The following is a 15,709-nucleotide window of genomic DNA, read 5'->3' on the forward strand; positions in this document are numbered from 1 at the left end:
TTTTTTCCTCTCATCAATTGATAACCGCCTGAGCCCCCTCTGCATAGGCTGTAGATGAGAGGTGATTCAAATGAAACATGAAGGCGAAAAAAAACATGAAATGCTGGCAAATGAAGAAATGCTATATGAAGCGATTGAACAATTTTTTGCATCCTCCCCGTTTCACGAGATTTTAAATAGTGCAGAGGCACTCATGACCACATCGCATTCACTTGCATCCATTACGACCGATGTGAAAGAGGATGAACAAAATGTGTATATTGAGATTCAATTTCCAGACCATTTTGTCGAAGGGGATATTGCGCTAGAAGTAAAAGCCCAATATTTACACTTATCAGTACAGGAAAAAATCAAAACGGAAACGACTTCCTCGTATTCAAGTTTTACCAAAACCATTTTAATGCCGGCAAAAATAGATGAGACGAAAATGAAGAGTGTGTGGAAAGATCAATCGCTTCATGTGTCCGCGCCAAAGCAATCAACCCAATAGATCAATCTATTGGGTTTAATTATGCTTTAAAAATGCTTGTAAATCCTTTCGCCAATGAGCCTACTTGATTCATTGTACTCATCATTTGGCCAGCTGTATCAAACATTTTGTTAAAATCGTATTGCCCATTTGTCTTTTTGAATTGTGACAGCACACTTTTAAATTGAGATGGCTGCTGTTTTTGCGGTCTTGGCAATGGATAAGGGTTCATAGGCGGCTGCATGGGCATCATGCCTGGCGGCGGCTGCATAAGCGGCACGTTTTCTTGGTATCCATAAGGCGGCTGATAAACAGTAGATGGTGCCTGATTCATTCCCCCTCCACCTTGATATGGCGGCATAAAATAGTCTGGAGGCTGCGGAGGCGGCTGCTGCATCTCTGGATACGGAAAAGGCCTTTGCTTGAATTGATTGAATTCATAAGGCTGCTGGTTTGAATAAGGGAACATCTATCTCGCTCCTCTCGCTCTCAACACATATTGATGTCACTCATATATTATGACCAAGAGCAGAAGATGTGCCTAAAGAAGTCATAAGAAAAACGCAGCATGATGTCTTTAGCTGCGCTTTTTGATTTCTTCTATTAAAAGGTTCAGAGTGTAAACCACTGACTCAACTAAATTTTTCACACGGGGTGCGTGCTGTTTGCCAAAATAAGATTGCAGGACAACCTCTTTACCATTTTCTTTTACAGCTTCAAGCTGTTCTTGGTGTAAATATCTAGGTTTGGCCTGCTCAATAAATGAGATGGCAGCGGTGAGCCACTCTTCCATTTTCTGATCAAATGTAACAACAGCCGGCTGAATATCCGTATAAAAATCATACGATGGGTACTCCTCTTCAGCCTTTCCCTTTTGGTACTGCTTATACGCTTCTTCGATCCATATTCTCAAGTTTTGTGTATGTTCAAGTAATGTTTGATTATCCAAAGTGTTCACCTCTATGAACCATCCTATCAAACGTTTACCTATTGCTCAAATAGAAAAGCTATCCGGCGTGATATGCCGGTCTTGCTGCCAGTTTATACTCGGCTGCATGAAGCTTCACTTCACAGTCCTTTACTTCTGATTCAAGCCGGTCAATTATTTGTTCCTGCTCTTCTATCGCTGCACGTTTTGTCTGCTTCACAGCAAGAGACAGCTCTTCCTCCACCGCATCAATTTTCCGCTCGATTTCCTCTAACAACTGCATAATGGATTCTTTTGATACAAATTCACTCATCATCAGATTCCTCCTTTATTGTCTCTCGTTACATTCTCTTTTCTTTCTCCCCCTCCTTCACACATGACAAAACTAGAAGCAAATCGCCAATCTAAGTGTAGATAAGCGCTATTTCTTCCTTTTCGACAGATGCTTGTCCTTCTTTGTATGATTGCGTCCGATTGTGTAAATTCTAAGGACAAAAGGAGGTAGATTTCATGAAAAAGCAGCCAGCACCAAAAGAGCAAAAGCCAAAAGGGAAAGAAAGCAGTACAGATCAGCTTGATAAAAAGCTCGGCGGTCCTAATCGTCCATCTACGTAAAAAAAAAGCAGGCACCCCCTGCTTTTTATTTATGCAAAAAATAGTGCTCTAATGAGAAAAGAAAACGAAGCTGTCTTTTTTTATGAAAATACCAGTCGGTCAGCTCAATCTGTTTTGGCAGCGGCTCTGCCTCAAATAAAGATGGACTCAATTTCATTTGAAACCAATCTTCCCTTTGATCGTCTAATGAATGTGTCATCACCGGATAAACCGTCCGAAGAAAAGGTGTTGACCTTCTAGCGATCCCTAAAAACCGTTCAAAATCAAACCGAGATCCCGTATGCGGAACGGTATGCAAAAAATGATAAAAATCCGAAAACAAATCGGCTCGAAATAATAGTTTCGCTAGTTTTTTACCTAATGTAATGCGTTCCTTTACATTGGAAAACTTCCGTATGGTTAAGCCGTACAAATGCCCGTCCACCGTTGGAAAAACAACGGTTTGGAAATGTCCCCACTCGCTGAAAAGATATTGAATCGAGTGAAAAACATTCTTTTTCAGAAGAGGATTTTGTATAATAGGAGATTGTATAGTATATTGTTCATTTATGATGAGTGCATAAAGCAGACGCTCTGTGTCACGCTTTAGCCAGAAACGTTCCCACTCAGCGCTCATAAAACGAGACACAGAGAAATAAGGCAGCAGATGAAACAAAGGTTTACTGCACCGCTTAGACCATTCATACAAAAGAAGCTGAGGGTAAGCATCCGAAAAGATCAGCCAATTCGCTCTTTCATATGCTGTGAAAAAAAGGTGCCCCTGCTGATCCGTTAAACCTGGATGGAAGAGTTCTCCCTTTAAATCTGTCATGGACCATCCTGCATTTCTCGAGACAAAGGAAGCAAGCAGCGACCATTTCATCTCTGGATGCCGGTCATAAAAGCGCTTGTAAGCATTTGTCCTCGTCAGGTTGTCTTTATTTTTTGCTTTCGTTTCACGCAAAATTTGCTGAGTGATGATGTGCTCTTCTTGGGACAACATGGTGATCTCTCCAATACAAAATGCATTAAAAGGAGGCTGAAACTTGATGATTCGGTATCCAAACGGAAAATCGTATCAGCCCATTCAACAAATTGGGACAAAAAAAAGAATCAGCGGCGAATCCTCTTATAGTAACCGCGGGATGACGCTTGAGGCTGATTTAAATGAAACGAACCAATACTATTTGGTCAACGGGATCGCAGTCATTCATAAAAAGCCTACCCCAGTTCAAATTGTGAATGTGGATTACCCAAAAAGAAGTGCTGCTGTCATTAAAGAAGCTTATTTTAAACAATCATCCACAACAGACTATAACGGGGTGTATAAAGGCCGCTATATCGATTTTGAAGCAAAGGAAACCAAAAGCACTACCTCGTTTCCGCTCAAAAATTTTCACGACCATCAAATTGAGCATATGAAACAGGTTGAAAAGCAAGGCGGCATTTGTTTCGTTATTATATCCGCTTTTGGCTCCGTTTATTATTTGCCCGCTTCAGATCTCTTCTTCTTCTGGGAGCGGCAGAAAAAAAACGGCCGTAAATCCATTAGCAAAGACGAATTAATGGAAGCTGGCCAGATAATGACACTTGGATATTCGCCAAGAATTGATTATATTAAAGTAGTGGAGACACTTCATTTTTCGGATGAAAGCAATCAGCAATTACGTTCGAAAAAGGTTTAACACGAAAGGTTGAGATGTGATGTCTGATCAATTTACAAGTCGTGAACAGCGACGTAAAGCAAGTCAAGAAAACAATAAGAAGCAAAAGAACAAAAAAGGCAAAAAGAAAGCAGGTCTATTTAAAAAAATATTTTTATCTTTACTCGTGATCGGTCTACTTTGTTTAGTTGCCGGAATCACAACTTTTGCCGTTTTTGCATCAAGCGCTCCTTCTATTGATGATAGTAAGCTTAAAACACCATACTCTTCAAAGCTTTATGATAAAGACAAGAAAGTGTTTGCAGAAGTTGGTGCAGAAAAAAGAACGTATGTCTCGATAAAAGATATACCCGATGTGGTAAAAGACGCATTTATTGCGACTGAAGATGCACGTTTTTATAAGCACCACGGGATTGATCCAATCCGTATCGGGGGTGCCCTTGTCGCAAACGTTGAGGACGGCTTTGGTGCTGAAGGCGGAAGTACCATTACACAGCAGGTTGTGAAAAACTCCCTCCTAACCAATCAAAAGACGTTAAAACGGAAAGTACAGGAAGTATGGCTCTCGATTCAGCTTGAGCAAAAATACTCTAAAGATGAAATTTTAGAAATGTATTTAAACCGTATTTTCTTCTCTCCTTATGCTTATGGTGTTGGGAAAGCAGCTGAACAATTTTTCGGAGTCACAGATTTAAATAAACTAACTGTTGCACAGGCTGCTACACTTGCAGGGATGCCGCAGAGTCCTTCTGCCTATAACCCAGTGAAACATCCCGAGGCAGCGGAAAAACGCCGTAATATCGTTTTAAGCCTTATGAAAAAACAAGGCTACATTTCAGAAAAAGAATATGACGTTGCAAAAGCAACCCCTGTCAGTAAGACAGTTGTTTCAGCTAGTAAATATAAGAGCCAAAACTCTAGTAAGTACTCTGCCTACATTGAAGAAGTGATGGAAGAAGTACAGAAAAAAGCCAAAGTGGATGCATCAACTGATGGATTAAAAATCTATACATCACTTGATCGAAATGCACAGGATCATCTAAATGATATCATCAATGGAGATTCAGTTGGATTTACGAAAGGGATGCAGGCGGGTGTCACCCTGCTTGATACGAAAAATGGTGAAATACGCGCCATTGGGGGTGGACGTGATGTACCAGCCGGCGGATTTAACTATGCGACGGATGCAAAACGCCAGCCAGGGTCCACAATCAAACCGATCTTAGATTACGGCCCAGTCATTGAAAACAAAAAATGGTCAACATATCAGCAAATTGATGATGCGCCATATACGTACTCAGATGGTACACCGATTAACAACTTTGACAGAAGACACTTAGGAAAAATGTCGATGAGAAGTGCTTTGGCACAATCACGTAACATCCCTGCACTTAAAGCATTCCAAGAAGCTGGTTCAGCGAATGCCGCTCAATTTGCTAATAATTTAGGCATGGACTTACCTTCTGATATTCCAGAATCTTATTCAATTGGTGGGTTTGAAGATGGTGTGTCTTCATTAAAAATGGCTGGAGCATTTAGTGCATTCGGTAATAACGGATACTATAATGAACCGCACGCTGTTACATCTGTTGAATTTAATGATGGGACAAAGCTTGACCTTACGCCAGAATCCAAAGCTGCGATGAGTGATTACACAGCATTTATGATTACAGATATGCTGAAAACGGCTGTCCAATCTGGAACTGGTACACTTGCGCAAGTACCGAACGTTCAAGTAGCTGGTAAAACAGGTACAACAAACTTTACAGAAGATGATATTAATAAACACAATATTCCTTCTGGCGGTGCGAAAGATTCTTGGTTTGTCGGTTATACGCCGCAATATACAGCAGCCGTATGGACTGGAATCGGTAATTCAAAAGATGCAGACGGAAAAATATGGCTGAATGATTACGAGCAGCGTGTTGCCAAAATCGTCTTCCAGCGATTGATTTCTCAAATTGATGATGGAAGCGGCTCATTTGAAAAACCAGACAGTGTCGTTGAAGCTACGGTTGAAAAAGGATCCGATCCAGCAAAATTAGCTGGACCGAATACACCAAGTGACAAGAAGACAACAGAATACTTTGTTAAAGGAACGGTTCCAACAAAAGTGTCTGAGACATACGAGAAAAAAGAAGCCGATAAGCCTTCTGATTTAAAAGCGGTGTATGATGAAGAGAAAAAATCCATCACACTGACTTGGGGCTATTCTGACGATGCTGATGCTACATTTAATGTCAAGCAAGCGGTTGATAATGGCGGCTATAAAGAAATTCAAAACAGCTCTGCTAAAGAAGCGGTCATCTCTGATGTGAAGCCTGGCTCCACATATAAATTCCAAGTGACAGCCACTGTAGATGATGTCACAAGTAAAGCGGCTTCTACCTTCCTCACCATTAAGGATGACGCAGATGAGGAAGAAAAAGCGGATGATGAGAATAAAGAAGAAGAAGAACCGCAGAAGCCTGACGACGAGCAGACAGACCAAACAGACGATAACAAAAATCAGCCTCCTGGTACTGATGAGCAAAAGCCTGATGACAAAAAAGATCAAGATAAGGATAAAGATCAGAACCAAGGCGGAAATACAGAAAACGGAAATAATGGGTCTTCAAATGATGGATCAGACAGTACAAATGGGAACAGCAACTCGCAAACTGATAATAAAGATAAAAAGAAAGATGATGCGAAAGCCAACTCTCAAAGTTCCAATTCACAATCAAATTCAACTACTCGAAAAGAAGATGAATAATGAAAAAGCACTTGCCTCCTATGGCAAGTGCTTTTTTTAACGCTGCTGTCTGATTTTCTTAAGTGCTTCATATTTTCCATACTGCTTTTTTAATTCGGTGTATAGCTCGTCCAATTGAATAAAGCAGTGATATTGAGTAGGTTTTAGCAAAATGAACTCTAAACGTTCCGTCCAATTAATCGGAGCAACAGGAAATGTCTCTTGCTTGATATGTTCCCATTCAAACGTTTGGACACTCTCCCCTTTGATCCAGTAAAACACCGCAATCATACTGACGATTCCTTGCAGCATATCATCTTCTTCACAGCGGGATTTTCTTGTTTGGAAACGAGGAAGCATTTTTTCTTTTAATTCGTTCCACAGCTCAAACATCACAGGAACAAAATCTTCCGTTTCCTGCCATGGAAGCTCGTCTGTTAAAGGTTCTGAAGATAGATCATATGCGAGCGGATTGGCTCTCAGTATATCTACTCGATCACCTTTAATCTCTACCTTTTTTTCTTTTAGCTTTTCGACATATGAGGTGAAAACAGCTGCCCCGCTCATGCCAGCTTCACCAATCCTTTTTTCAGCCTCTTCTGTCCTTCTCTGCACATATCAAGAAGCGGACACGATTCGCACTGCGGCCGCTGCGCCTTACAATGATATCTCCCAAAAAAGATCAGACGGTGATGCGTCACAGACCAATCTTCTTTTGGCACCTTTTTCATCAAGGTTTGCTCTACTTCAAGCACAGAATCTTTCCAGCGGCAGATGCCTAGACGCTTGCTGACTCGTTCTACATGTGTATCTACTGCTATTGCCGGTACCCCAAAAGCAACTGAAACGACGACATTTGCTGTTTTCCGGCCAACCCCAGGAAGCTTAACAAGCTCATCCCGATCCTTTGGTACTTCACCGCCATATTCTTCAATCAGCATTTTGCTCAACTTTTGAATGTTTTTAGCCTTATTTCGATAAAGACCAATCGAGCGAATATCTTGCTGCAGTTCTTCAAGCGGTACACTTAAATAGTCTTCTGGTGTTTTATATTTTTGAAATAACGTTTTGGTGACCTTGTTTACAAGCACGTCCGTACATTGAGCAGAGAGCGCAACAGCAATCACAAGCTCAAATGGGTTGGCATGAACAAGCTCACACTCAGCCTCTGGAAACATATCTCCTATAATATCTAAACACTCATTGATTTGTTTTTTTGATAACATGCCTTCTCCTTTATTGGTTATTGTTCCAGCCAATTATAAAAAGGAACTTGTCGTTTATAAGTGGACGTCTCTTCGTTTGAAGGTGGCGTTTTCTGCTGAGAACGAAAATGCTGGCTATGTTCTTTTGCTTCTTTCGCTGTTTTCAGCCCTTTCTTTTTCCACTCAAATAAAATTCGATCAATATAACGGAAATTTAATTTCCCTGATAAAACGGCTTCTCTTAGTGCTAGCCGAATCATCTCAGCATCATGATGGTCTTGATCCATCCAGATCGAAAGTGTTTCTCCTTCAAGAGGTGACAGCGGTCTGCCGAATTCATCTTCAAATAAAGCATATAAAGATTTTTCAGCCTGCACCTGATGTTTTTGCGCTTCTTTCGCCTGTTTTGTTTCTAAAAAGTCATACAGCACGCCCCATAAAGGTTCTACTGAGTAACGATCATGCTGAATACCAGACCTGTCTTCAAATGGCTGAATCGAGATAAATCCTTTTTGAATCAGATGCTGAACCATATACGCGCACTCTTCCGCTGAAATGGTCATGCCATGAGAAAGCTCTTCAAATGTTTGAAAGAAAACGCCTTGTTCTTCATTCATTTTAATCTTGAGCATCACCATCATCTGTGATTCATTCAGTCCTAACTGCTCATAATGAGCAATCAGCAAATTAGGCAAACTTGTCGACCCCATTTGCTGCATATTAATAAATTGCTGCCTATTCATCGGATACACCTCTTCACTTTAAGTATATCACGTTTTATTTCACGTGCCCCCCTCAAAAGACGTTTGAAAAAGCCTCCATTTGTTGGAGGCTTTCACGTCTTAAGGGTATAAACGGTTTAATAATCTTGGGAAAGGAATGGTTTCACGCACATGCGGCGCTCCGCTAATCCAAGCAACTGTACGTTCAAGTCCAAGACCAAAACCTGAATGCGGTACAGAACCGTATTGTCTTAATTCTGTATACCATTTGTAAGTTTCCTGATCAAGCCCATGTTCTTTCAATCTTGCTTCAAGAAGCTCTAAATCATGAACACGCTCAGAACCGCCAATAATCTCTCCGTAGCCTTCTGGTGCAATCAAGTCTGCACAAAGGACAACATCTTCACGATCCGGTGCTGGCTGCATATAAAACGGTTTTAATGATGTTGGGTAATGAGTGATAAACACTGGTTTATCATAGCTTTCGGCGATCGCTGTTTCGTGAGGCGCCCCGAAATCATCTCCCCATTCGATATCATCAAAGCCTTTTTCCTGCAGGAATTTAATCGCTTCATCGTAAGTGATGCGCGGGAATGGTGCTTTGATGTTTTCTAATTTTGCTGTATCACGGCCTAGCGTTTGCAGCTCCACTTTACAGTTTTCAAGTACACTTTGCACAACATGAGACACATAATTTTCTTGATACTCAAGGTTTTCATTGAATTCAACAAAAGCCATCTCCGGCTCGATCATCCAAAACTCAATTAAATGACGTTTTGTTTTAGATTTTTCAGCTCTAAATGTTGGGCCAAATGAGAATACTTTTCCGAGTGCCATTGCTGCAGCTTCCATGTAAAGCTGCCCACTTTGAGAAAGGTATGCATCTTCATCAAAATATTTCGTAGCAAACAGTTCCGTTGTGCCTTCAGGTGCACTTCCAGTTAAAATTGGCGGATCTACTTTCACGAAACCTTCTTGATGGAAGTATTCATATGTAGCACGAATAATTTCGTTACGGATTTTCATAATGGCATGCTGTTTTTTAGAACGAAGCCATAAATGACGGTGATCCATTAAGAATTCTGTTCCATGCTCTTTTGGTGTAATTGGATAATCTGTCGCTTCATGAATCACTTCAATGGATTTCACTTGCAATTCAAAACCTAGCGGTGAACGCTCATCTTTTGTCACTTGACCTGTTACATAGACAGATGTTTCTTGTGTGACTGATTTCGCAAGCTTAAAGACTTCCTCTTCCACTTCTGCTTTTACTACGACTCCTTGAATAAAGCCTGTCCCGTCACGCAGCTGCAAAAATGCAATTTTTCCGCTTGAACGTTTATTGGCAATCCATGCGCCGATGGTTACTTCTTGATCGACGTGTTTGAACACTTGATTAATCGTTGTTTTCAACATAATTCCCTCCAAAGCCAGAAAGAAACTCACCTATTTGGCAGGTGTGAATCTTTTTTCATACATTTTATTATAACCGTTCTAAATCAGCATGGTCAACGCAAGACAGGAGAAACTACGGTGTTAAATTTTTTTCCACGTGTCCTGTCGAGAAATCGACATAGCTGAAGCTATATTGATTGTTTTCATTTAAGTACGTCACTTCCCAAAGGAGTACGTCACCTTCTCTCGCTAATTTGACTTCTTTTAGCTTAGAGATCGTGTTCTCCTTTTGAACGGCCTGTACTGCTTGATTTGAGGTAATGCCTTCTTTTGCTTTTTTTGCGATCACTTTTTCTTTTTTGCTGGCAGGAACCCAAACGTAGGTCATTTCATTCTGTTTGTTTTTCCCTTCAACAATAAATTGTTTTTCTTTCCCGACAAAGGTTTCCACTTGCTCCACTTGTACGATGTTTGCTTGTTCTTTTGCTCGTTCGATCGCTGCTTCATGCCCTTGTTCTCTTTGTCCCATGGCAATTTGATAAATCCACGTAAAGCTGATGATGCCAATAAGCAGAACGAGAGCCACTACTGATGAAATAATCCAGACTATTTTTTTCATGTCAAGCTTCCCCTATGTGCGGTATATCGTAAATACCGCTTGATTTTGGTCTTCTTGATCTAATGCTAATCCAAACATGAGATCTTCTCTTTTAAGCGTTCTGTTCAATAAGTCAACGATTTTGTATAGGTCTTCTGAATGCTTAATTTGAACAGTTGAAAGTACCTCTATTTTACTTTCCACTTCTAATTCCTCCTCGGTACGTAAATATTGTTAGACATACTTTTCTGCATGGGAACCGATACTATTTTTACAACGGAACACAAAAAGCCGTTACGATAAATTAACTCCAAACCCACACCAGCTAAAGGCCGCTTATGACAGCGGCTTTTCGTTGTTAAGGTTTTCTATATACGCCTCAAGTGACTCTTTTGACATCTCGTGAACTGGCGCATGAGGGAGTGATTCTAAAAATAGTTTTCCATATGAAGCGGTTTTCACTCGGCGGTCTAAAATCAGCAATGTGCCTATGTCTTTTTCAGAGCGCAGCAATCGTCCAGCTCCTTGCTTAAACGTTAACACAGCTTCTGGTAAAGCGACGGCTTTAAATGGATTCTTCCCTTGTTTTTTAGCTGCATCACATTTGGCTTCAATGAGCGGAGAATCAGGCGGCCGGAACGGTAGACGTGCCATGATAACTGTTGTCAGCTCTGAGCCCGGAAAATCTACACCTTCCCAAAAACTACCCGTACCAAGTAAAATGGCCTGTTTTGCTAATTTGAACATTTTCGTTAATTTTACGGGGCTTCCGCCTGTCAAACCTTGAGCAAAAAGGGCTGACTGCATCCCTTCTGTTTTTAGCTCTTCATAGACTGCTTTTAACATCTCATGTGAATTAAACAAAACCAATATTTTGGCATGCTGCTGCTTTTCCATGACCTTAATATATTGCGCGGCTTGCTTTACATAATCTCGTTCATCACGGTTCGTAATCGGCGGCATGTCTGCTGGAACGATGACCTTAAGCTGTTTTTCAAGTTCGAAAGGTGAATCAATTTGCACAAGATGAGGGTAAAAATCTTGCAGGCCAAACCGTTCCAAGCAATAATCAAAGCGGTGATTGATGGTAAGCGTCCCTGATGTGAGGACAACACTCTTTTTGTTCATAAAGAAACGGTCAGCCAAAAGCTCCCCAGTATCTAACGGCTGTGCATGCATAAAGACAGCGTTTTTGGCACCTTTTGCATCAATTTCAATCCAAACCGTTTCATCGTTTTTCGGTTCAAAGATAAACCGGTACAGTGTACTGCAAAAAGTATGCATAAACGACATGACTTGGTCGTATTCCTCTGCTTCAAAGGCAAAGTGTTCTGTCAGCTGATCACTTTTTTGAAGAAGCTCATTTTTTTGCTGCTCATACAGCTTCTCACAAGCAATTAACAAGGAACAAAGCTTACTTGCCGTTTCTTTAATCCGTTTCCACTGAGCATGTTTTGAATGATGACGTACTCTATGAATGAGACGATTGATATCGGCTTTCGGTTTTGTCCTTTTCACAAATGAATGGACGGTGCTAAAGAATGCATCACTTTCCATTTGAAGCTGGTTGAGATACTCATTCATTTCGATAAAGGTGTCTGTCTGTAACCCTGCATGATGAAATCTCTTTTTCAGTTTCTTTAACAGTCCGCCTTGCAAGGAGCCAAGCTGCGTTAATTTCGCGTGTAGCTGGATATAAGACGCACTATCCCCTAGTGTTTCATTGGCTGTTTTCTCAAATTGATGGGCTTCGTCTATCACATACACGTCAGCATGCTGAAAGATAGACGATGCCTCCGTTTGTGATAAGAGCAGACGATGATTCGTTAAAATTAAATCAGCTGTTTTTGCCCTTTTTTTGGCACGCTCATAAAAGCAATACTCTTTAAAACGGCGCTTTTTCGATGTAAACGGCATATGCACACAGGAAATACGGTCTTTGATATTGGCAGCTCCTGACGGTAAATTCAGTTCAGATAAATCACCTGTTTCTGTTACAAGGAGCCACATTAAGATTTGCGCCTTCGTTAAGACGACATCATAGTTATCATCTTCCTCATGAAGCACATGCTCAAACTTATCTAAACAAATATAATGCGCCCGACCTTTAAATACACAGGCAGCAGGCTCAAACGGGAGCAATTGATTCAACATCGGCACATCGCGCTGAAGCATTTGCTGCTGCAAAAGGATAGAATATGTACTAATAATGACAGGTTTTCTTGATTTCCTCGCTTCTAGAGCAGCTGGGATGAGGTAAGCGAGCGTTTTCCCAATACCCGGTGCCGCTTCAATTAATGCATAGGCTCTTTCATGAAACACGTCTCTTACTTTATTCATCATTGTGAGCTGGCCTTCTCTTACTTCATAGCCTTCTACGGTTTGCGGAAGCTTCTTTTTGATTTCCTCAAACAGCTGTTCATCATCTTCACCTACTGAATGAGTCGTCCTACTGATAGGATTGGTGACATCTTTTACAGCAAAAGAGCCGACTTCCACCAAAGAATCTTCCTGGCTGGCATGGCTTGTTTCAAGCTGCTTAATTAAAAGTCCTATATCACTTAGGAGATAAGAGGATAATCTGCGCAGCTGCTTCAGCACATTTTTCGGTGTATGTTTTAATTGATGTAATAAAGTTAAAAATAACATGGCAGTAACTTCCGCATCACTATCCGCCCTATGCGGGTGGTCATGTGGAAGCATGAGCTCTTCACTTAATTCAGTAAGCTTATAACCTTCAAGCTCAGGATAAAGAATTCTAGAAATCTCAACTGTATCAATTGCTAGCACATCCAGCTCATTTTTCCCGCATGCTTTTAGTTCATCATTTAAAAAATTCAAGTCAAAATGAACATTGTGCGCAACAAAATAAGCACCCTGTATGAGATCATACACCTCTTGGGCAATGTCCTCAAAAAACACCGCATCGTCAACCATGTGCTGCTGAATGCCTGTCAGCTGTTCAATAAATCCAGGGATTGCTTTACCCGGGTTCACATATTTTGAATACCGTTCGACAATTTGTCCATTTTCAATGACCACCGCAGCTATTTGAATGATTTTATCACCCTTTTTAGGTGAATTTCCGGTGGTTTCAATATCAACGACAACAAACCTTTGATCGGTCATAAAATGGACACCTCAATTCCTCGTTTCACCCTGAAGTGAAACACACTCTGGACAAAATAGATGAAACAGAACAGCCTCTCTTCTGAAACTGTTCTGTTTCCACTGAGCTTGCGTTATAAAATCGTTCTCGCAGGCTCTTGCCCAATCATTTGTTCAATTTGATTTTGTTTATTTAACACGACCACTTTTGGTGTATGTGTCTTAGCTTCTTCTTCTGACAGCATCCCATAAGCGATAATAATGACTTCATCTCCTGGCTGAACCAATCTCGCCGCCGCACCATTTAGACAAATGACACCGCTCTTTCTTTCGCCGGGAATAATATATGTTTCAAGTCTCGCGCCATTATGATTATTGACAATTTGTACTTTCTCATTTGCCATCATACCTGCCGCATCAAGTAAATCTTCGTCAATTGTGATACTTCCTACATAATGTAAGTTTGCTTCTGTTACCGTTGCTTTATGAAGCTTAGATGTCATAAAGGTTCTATACATGTTTTTCACCGCTTTCAGGAACATGGAAAATCACATTATCAATCAGTCTTGCCCGTGAAAATTTCACCGCAACCGCCATAATGACTTGACCTGCTAACTGTTCAAGCGGTTCAAGTTCTGGATATGAGTAGATCTCAATATAATCAATTTCTCCGCACGTCTGAACAAGTTCCTCTTCAATCAGCTGATACACACGACTAACATCACATTCACCTTTTTCAACAGCTGACCGTCCTTTTTTTAATGCGCGGTATAAAGCGGGGGCTTCTTGTCTTTCTTTTTCTGACAAGTACACATTTCTTGAGCTTTTCGCTAACCCGTCTTCTTCTCTGACAGTCGGTACAGATACAAGGTGAAGATCAAAGAAGAAATCCTTGATCATCGCATCGATCACAGCGACTTGCTGTGCATCCTTTAGACCAAAATAGACATTTGTTGGCGATACAAGATGAAACAGCTTTGTGAGCACAGTGACAACGCCGTCAAAATGTCCTGGGCGTTTTTTTCCGCATAAGACATCTGTCCGCTTTTGAACCGTCATCGTAATAGATGGTTCATTTGGGTACATTTCCTTCACATCAGGTGTAAATAAAATATCCACCCCTGCTGCTTCTGCAAGACGCTGGTCTCTTTCCATATCCCTTGGATAGGATTCAAAGTCTTCATTTGGCCCAAATTGCAACGGATTGACAAAAATACTCATCACGACAATATCATTTTGACCTCTTGCCTCTTTCGCAAGCGTCAGATGTCCTTCATGAAGAAAACCCATCGTTGGGACAAAGCCGATTGAATGCTGGTTTTCTTGATGCTGCTTGATTAACTCTTTTAGCTCGTGAATATGGGTGACAACATTCATTTTTTGATTCCCCCATATAAGCCATCAAGGACTTCTTCTTTGATATGAAACGTGTGCATGTCCTCTGGAAATGTGCGTGCTTTTACTTCTTTCGTATATTGAATGAGCGCTTCTTCTAAAACAGTATCAATTTGCGCGTATTGTTTCACAAACTTAGGTGTTCTAGACACCCCGTATCCTACCACATCATGGTAAACGAGAACTTGTCCGTCTGCCTCAGCTCCTGCACCAATTCCGATCACAGGAATCTTCAGCATGCCGGTAATTCGTTTTGTCAGTTCGCCAGGTACGCATTCCAATACAAGAGCGATTGCACCGGCTTCCTCACATTTCAAGCTGTCTTCAATCAATTTTTGAGCACTTTCGTGGTCTTTTCCTTGCACTTTATACCCGCCAAGTACACCAACTGATTGAGGTGTGAGACCTAAATGACTGACGACAGGAATGCCGCCTCTTGTTAGAGCTTGAATGGATTCAAATACTCCATCTCCGCCTTCTAGCTTTAAGGCATCAGCACCGCTTTCTTGCATGATGCGTGCTGCATTTTTCATTGTTTCTTCTAACGAATAATGGTAAGACATAAATGGCATATCGGTCACAACAAATGTGTCTTTTGCGCCTCTTTTCACTGCTTTTGTGTGATGGATCATATCATCCATCGTGACTTGAACTGTGGAATCTAGTCCAAGTACAACCATCCCGAGTGAATCACCAACTAAAATCATGTCGACTTCCGCTTTTTCCGCTAGCTTTGCAGCTGGATAGTCGTATGCGGTCAGCATCACAATAGGTTCGTTTTGTTCTTTCATTTTGAAAAAATCTAGCTTTGTCTTCATTTGTTCCTCCTCATTCTGGAGAGGAGATGGCTTGCCTCACATCACATGCTTTGATTTCTCATGTGCGGCGAATCATCCC

General features: G+C 41.1%; 18 protein-coding genes. 4 read left to right on the plus strand and 14 right to left on the minus strand.

The features are described from left to right. Positions 1–70 precede the first annotated feature (70 nt). Positions 71–490 carry an Hsp20/alpha crystallin family protein gene (locus M1D81_RS10495; RefSeq protein WP_456266948.1) on the plus strand — a complete coding sequence of 140 codons (420 nt, stop codon included), beginning with the start codon at positions 71–73 and terminating at the stop codon, positions 488–490. A 19-nt stretch (positions 491–509) separates the two neighbouring features. On the opposite strand, the gene M1D81_RS10500 is transcribed toward M1D81_RS10495, so the two are convergent. The 3 genes from M1D81_RS10500 to M1D81_RS10510 all read right to left on the minus strand — a co-directional run bounded on the left by M1D81_RS10500 (position 510) and on the right by M1D81_RS10510 (position 1,710). After that, complete coding sequence (locus tag M1D81_RS10500; RefSeq protein ID WP_456266947.1) at positions 510–938, minus strand: YppG family protein; 429 nt, start codon at positions 936–938, stop codon at positions 510–512. Between the two features lie 108 nt (positions 939–1,046). Beyond that, positions 1,047–1,427, minus strand: coding sequence for a YppE family protein (locus M1D81_RS10505; protein WP_226340828.1), 381 nt, complete (start codon positions 1,425–1,427; stop codon positions 1,047–1,049). A gap of 49 nt (positions 1,428–1,476) precedes the next feature. Beyond that, a complete protein-coding gene (locus tag M1D81_RS10510; RefSeq protein ID WP_223251001.1) occupies positions 1,477–1,710 on the minus strand; it encodes a DUF5446 family protein in 234 nt (77 codons plus the stop codon). Between the two features lie 197 nt (positions 1,711–1,907). On the opposite strand from M1D81_RS10510, the gene sspM reads away from it, so the two are divergent. After that, positions 1,908–2,012: an acid-soluble spore protein SspM gene (sspM, locus tag M1D81_RS10515; RefSeq protein ID WP_456266946.1), complete on the plus strand. Its 105-nt coding sequence runs from the start codon at positions 1,908–1,910 to the stop codon at positions 2,010–2,012. Positions 2,013–2,037: 25 nt separating this feature from the next. Here sspM and M1D81_RS10520 read toward each other — a convergent pair whose 3' ends face one another. Then, positions 2,038–2,994 carry a DUF2515 domain-containing protein gene (locus M1D81_RS10520; RefSeq protein WP_456266945.1) on the minus strand — a complete coding sequence of 319 codons (957 nt, stop codon included), beginning with the start codon at positions 2,992–2,994 and terminating at the stop codon, positions 2,038–2,040. Positions 2,995–3,040: 46 nt separating this feature from the next. Between M1D81_RS10520 and recU the strand changes: the two genes are divergently transcribed. Together recU and M1D81_RS10530 are read left to right on the plus strand one after the other, a co-directional pair. After that, complete coding sequence (gene recU, locus M1D81_RS10525) at positions 3,041–3,676, plus strand: Holliday junction resolvase RecU (protein WP_456267132.1); 636 nt, start codon at positions 3,041–3,043, stop codon at positions 3,674–3,676. 19 nt (positions 3,677–3,695) lie between these two features. Next, positions 3,696–6,410, plus strand: a complete 2,715-nt coding sequence (locus tag M1D81_RS10530) for a PBP1A family penicillin-binding protein (RefSeq protein ID WP_456266944.1) — start codon at positions 3,696–3,698, stop codon at positions 6,408–6,410. A gap of 36 nt (positions 6,411–6,446) precedes the next feature. Here the strand turns inward: M1D81_RS10530 and M1D81_RS10535 are convergent, their stop codons facing one another. The 10 genes from M1D81_RS10535 to panB form a co-directional block, all read right to left on the minus strand. Continuing rightward, positions 6,447–6,956, minus strand: a complete 510-nt coding sequence (locus M1D81_RS10535; RefSeq protein ID WP_456266943.1) for a YpoC family protein — start codon at positions 6,954–6,956, stop codon at positions 6,447–6,449. After that, the gene (nth, locus tag M1D81_RS10540) at positions 6,953–7,615 is read right to left on the minus strand and encodes an endonuclease III (RefSeq protein ID WP_024422776.1); all 663 of its coding nucleotides are present in this window, start codon (positions 7,613–7,615) and stop codon (positions 6,953–6,955) included. The genes M1D81_RS10535 and nth overlap by 4 nt, the downstream gene beginning before the upstream one ends. 17 nt (positions 7,616–7,632) lie before the next feature. Beyond that, entirely contained in the window at positions 7,633–8,337 is a 705-nt protein-coding gene (locus tag M1D81_RS10545) for a DnaD domain-containing protein (protein WP_456266942.1), read from the minus strand. A 99-nt stretch (positions 8,338–8,436) separates the two neighbouring features. After that, positions 8,437–9,729, minus strand: coding sequence for an asparagine--tRNA ligase (gene asnS / locus M1D81_RS10550; protein WP_024428109.1), 1,293 nt, complete (start codon positions 9,727–9,729; stop codon positions 8,437–8,439). A 115-nt stretch (positions 9,730–9,844) separates the two neighbouring features. Further along, on the minus strand, positions 9,845–10,330 hold the full coding sequence (gene tseB / locus M1D81_RS10555; protein ID WP_456266941.1) for a cell wall elongation/penicillin-binding protein regulator TseB: 486 nt from the start codon (positions 10,328–10,330) through the stop codon (positions 9,845–9,847). 12 nt (positions 10,331–10,342) lie between these two features. Further along, positions 10,343–10,513 carry a YpmA family protein gene (locus tag M1D81_RS10560; protein WP_065214698.1) on the minus strand — a complete coding sequence of 57 codons (171 nt, stop codon included), beginning with the start codon at positions 10,511–10,513 and terminating at the stop codon, positions 10,343–10,345. A gap of 132 nt (positions 10,514–10,645) precedes the next feature. Beyond that, positions 10,646–13,438 carry an ATP-dependent DNA helicase DinG gene (gene dinG, locus M1D81_RS10565; protein ID WP_456266940.1) on the minus strand — a complete coding sequence of 931 codons (2,793 nt, stop codon included), beginning with the start codon at positions 13,436–13,438 and terminating at the stop codon, positions 10,646–10,648. A gap of 113 nt (positions 13,439–13,551) precedes the next feature. Continuing rightward, complete coding sequence (panD, locus tag M1D81_RS10570) at positions 13,552–13,935, minus strand: aspartate 1-decarboxylase (RefSeq protein WP_024422780.1); 384 nt, start codon at positions 13,933–13,935, stop codon at positions 13,552–13,554. Continuing rightward, positions 13,928–14,794: a pantoate--beta-alanine ligase gene (gene panC / locus M1D81_RS10575; RefSeq protein ID WP_456266939.1), complete on the minus strand. Its 867-nt coding sequence runs from the start codon at positions 14,792–14,794 to the stop codon at positions 13,928–13,930. Before panC ends, panD begins: the two co-directional genes overlap by 8 nt. Then, positions 14,791–15,630, minus strand: a complete 840-nt coding sequence (panB, locus tag M1D81_RS10580) for a 3-methyl-2-oxobutanoate hydroxymethyltransferase (RefSeq protein ID WP_456266938.1) — start codon at positions 15,628–15,630, stop codon at positions 14,791–14,793. The genes panC and panB overlap by 4 nt, the downstream gene beginning before the upstream one ends. Positions 15,631–15,709: the final 79 nt, after the last annotated feature.

It is taken from the genome of Bacillus sp. JZ105 (genome assembly GCF_053903125.1).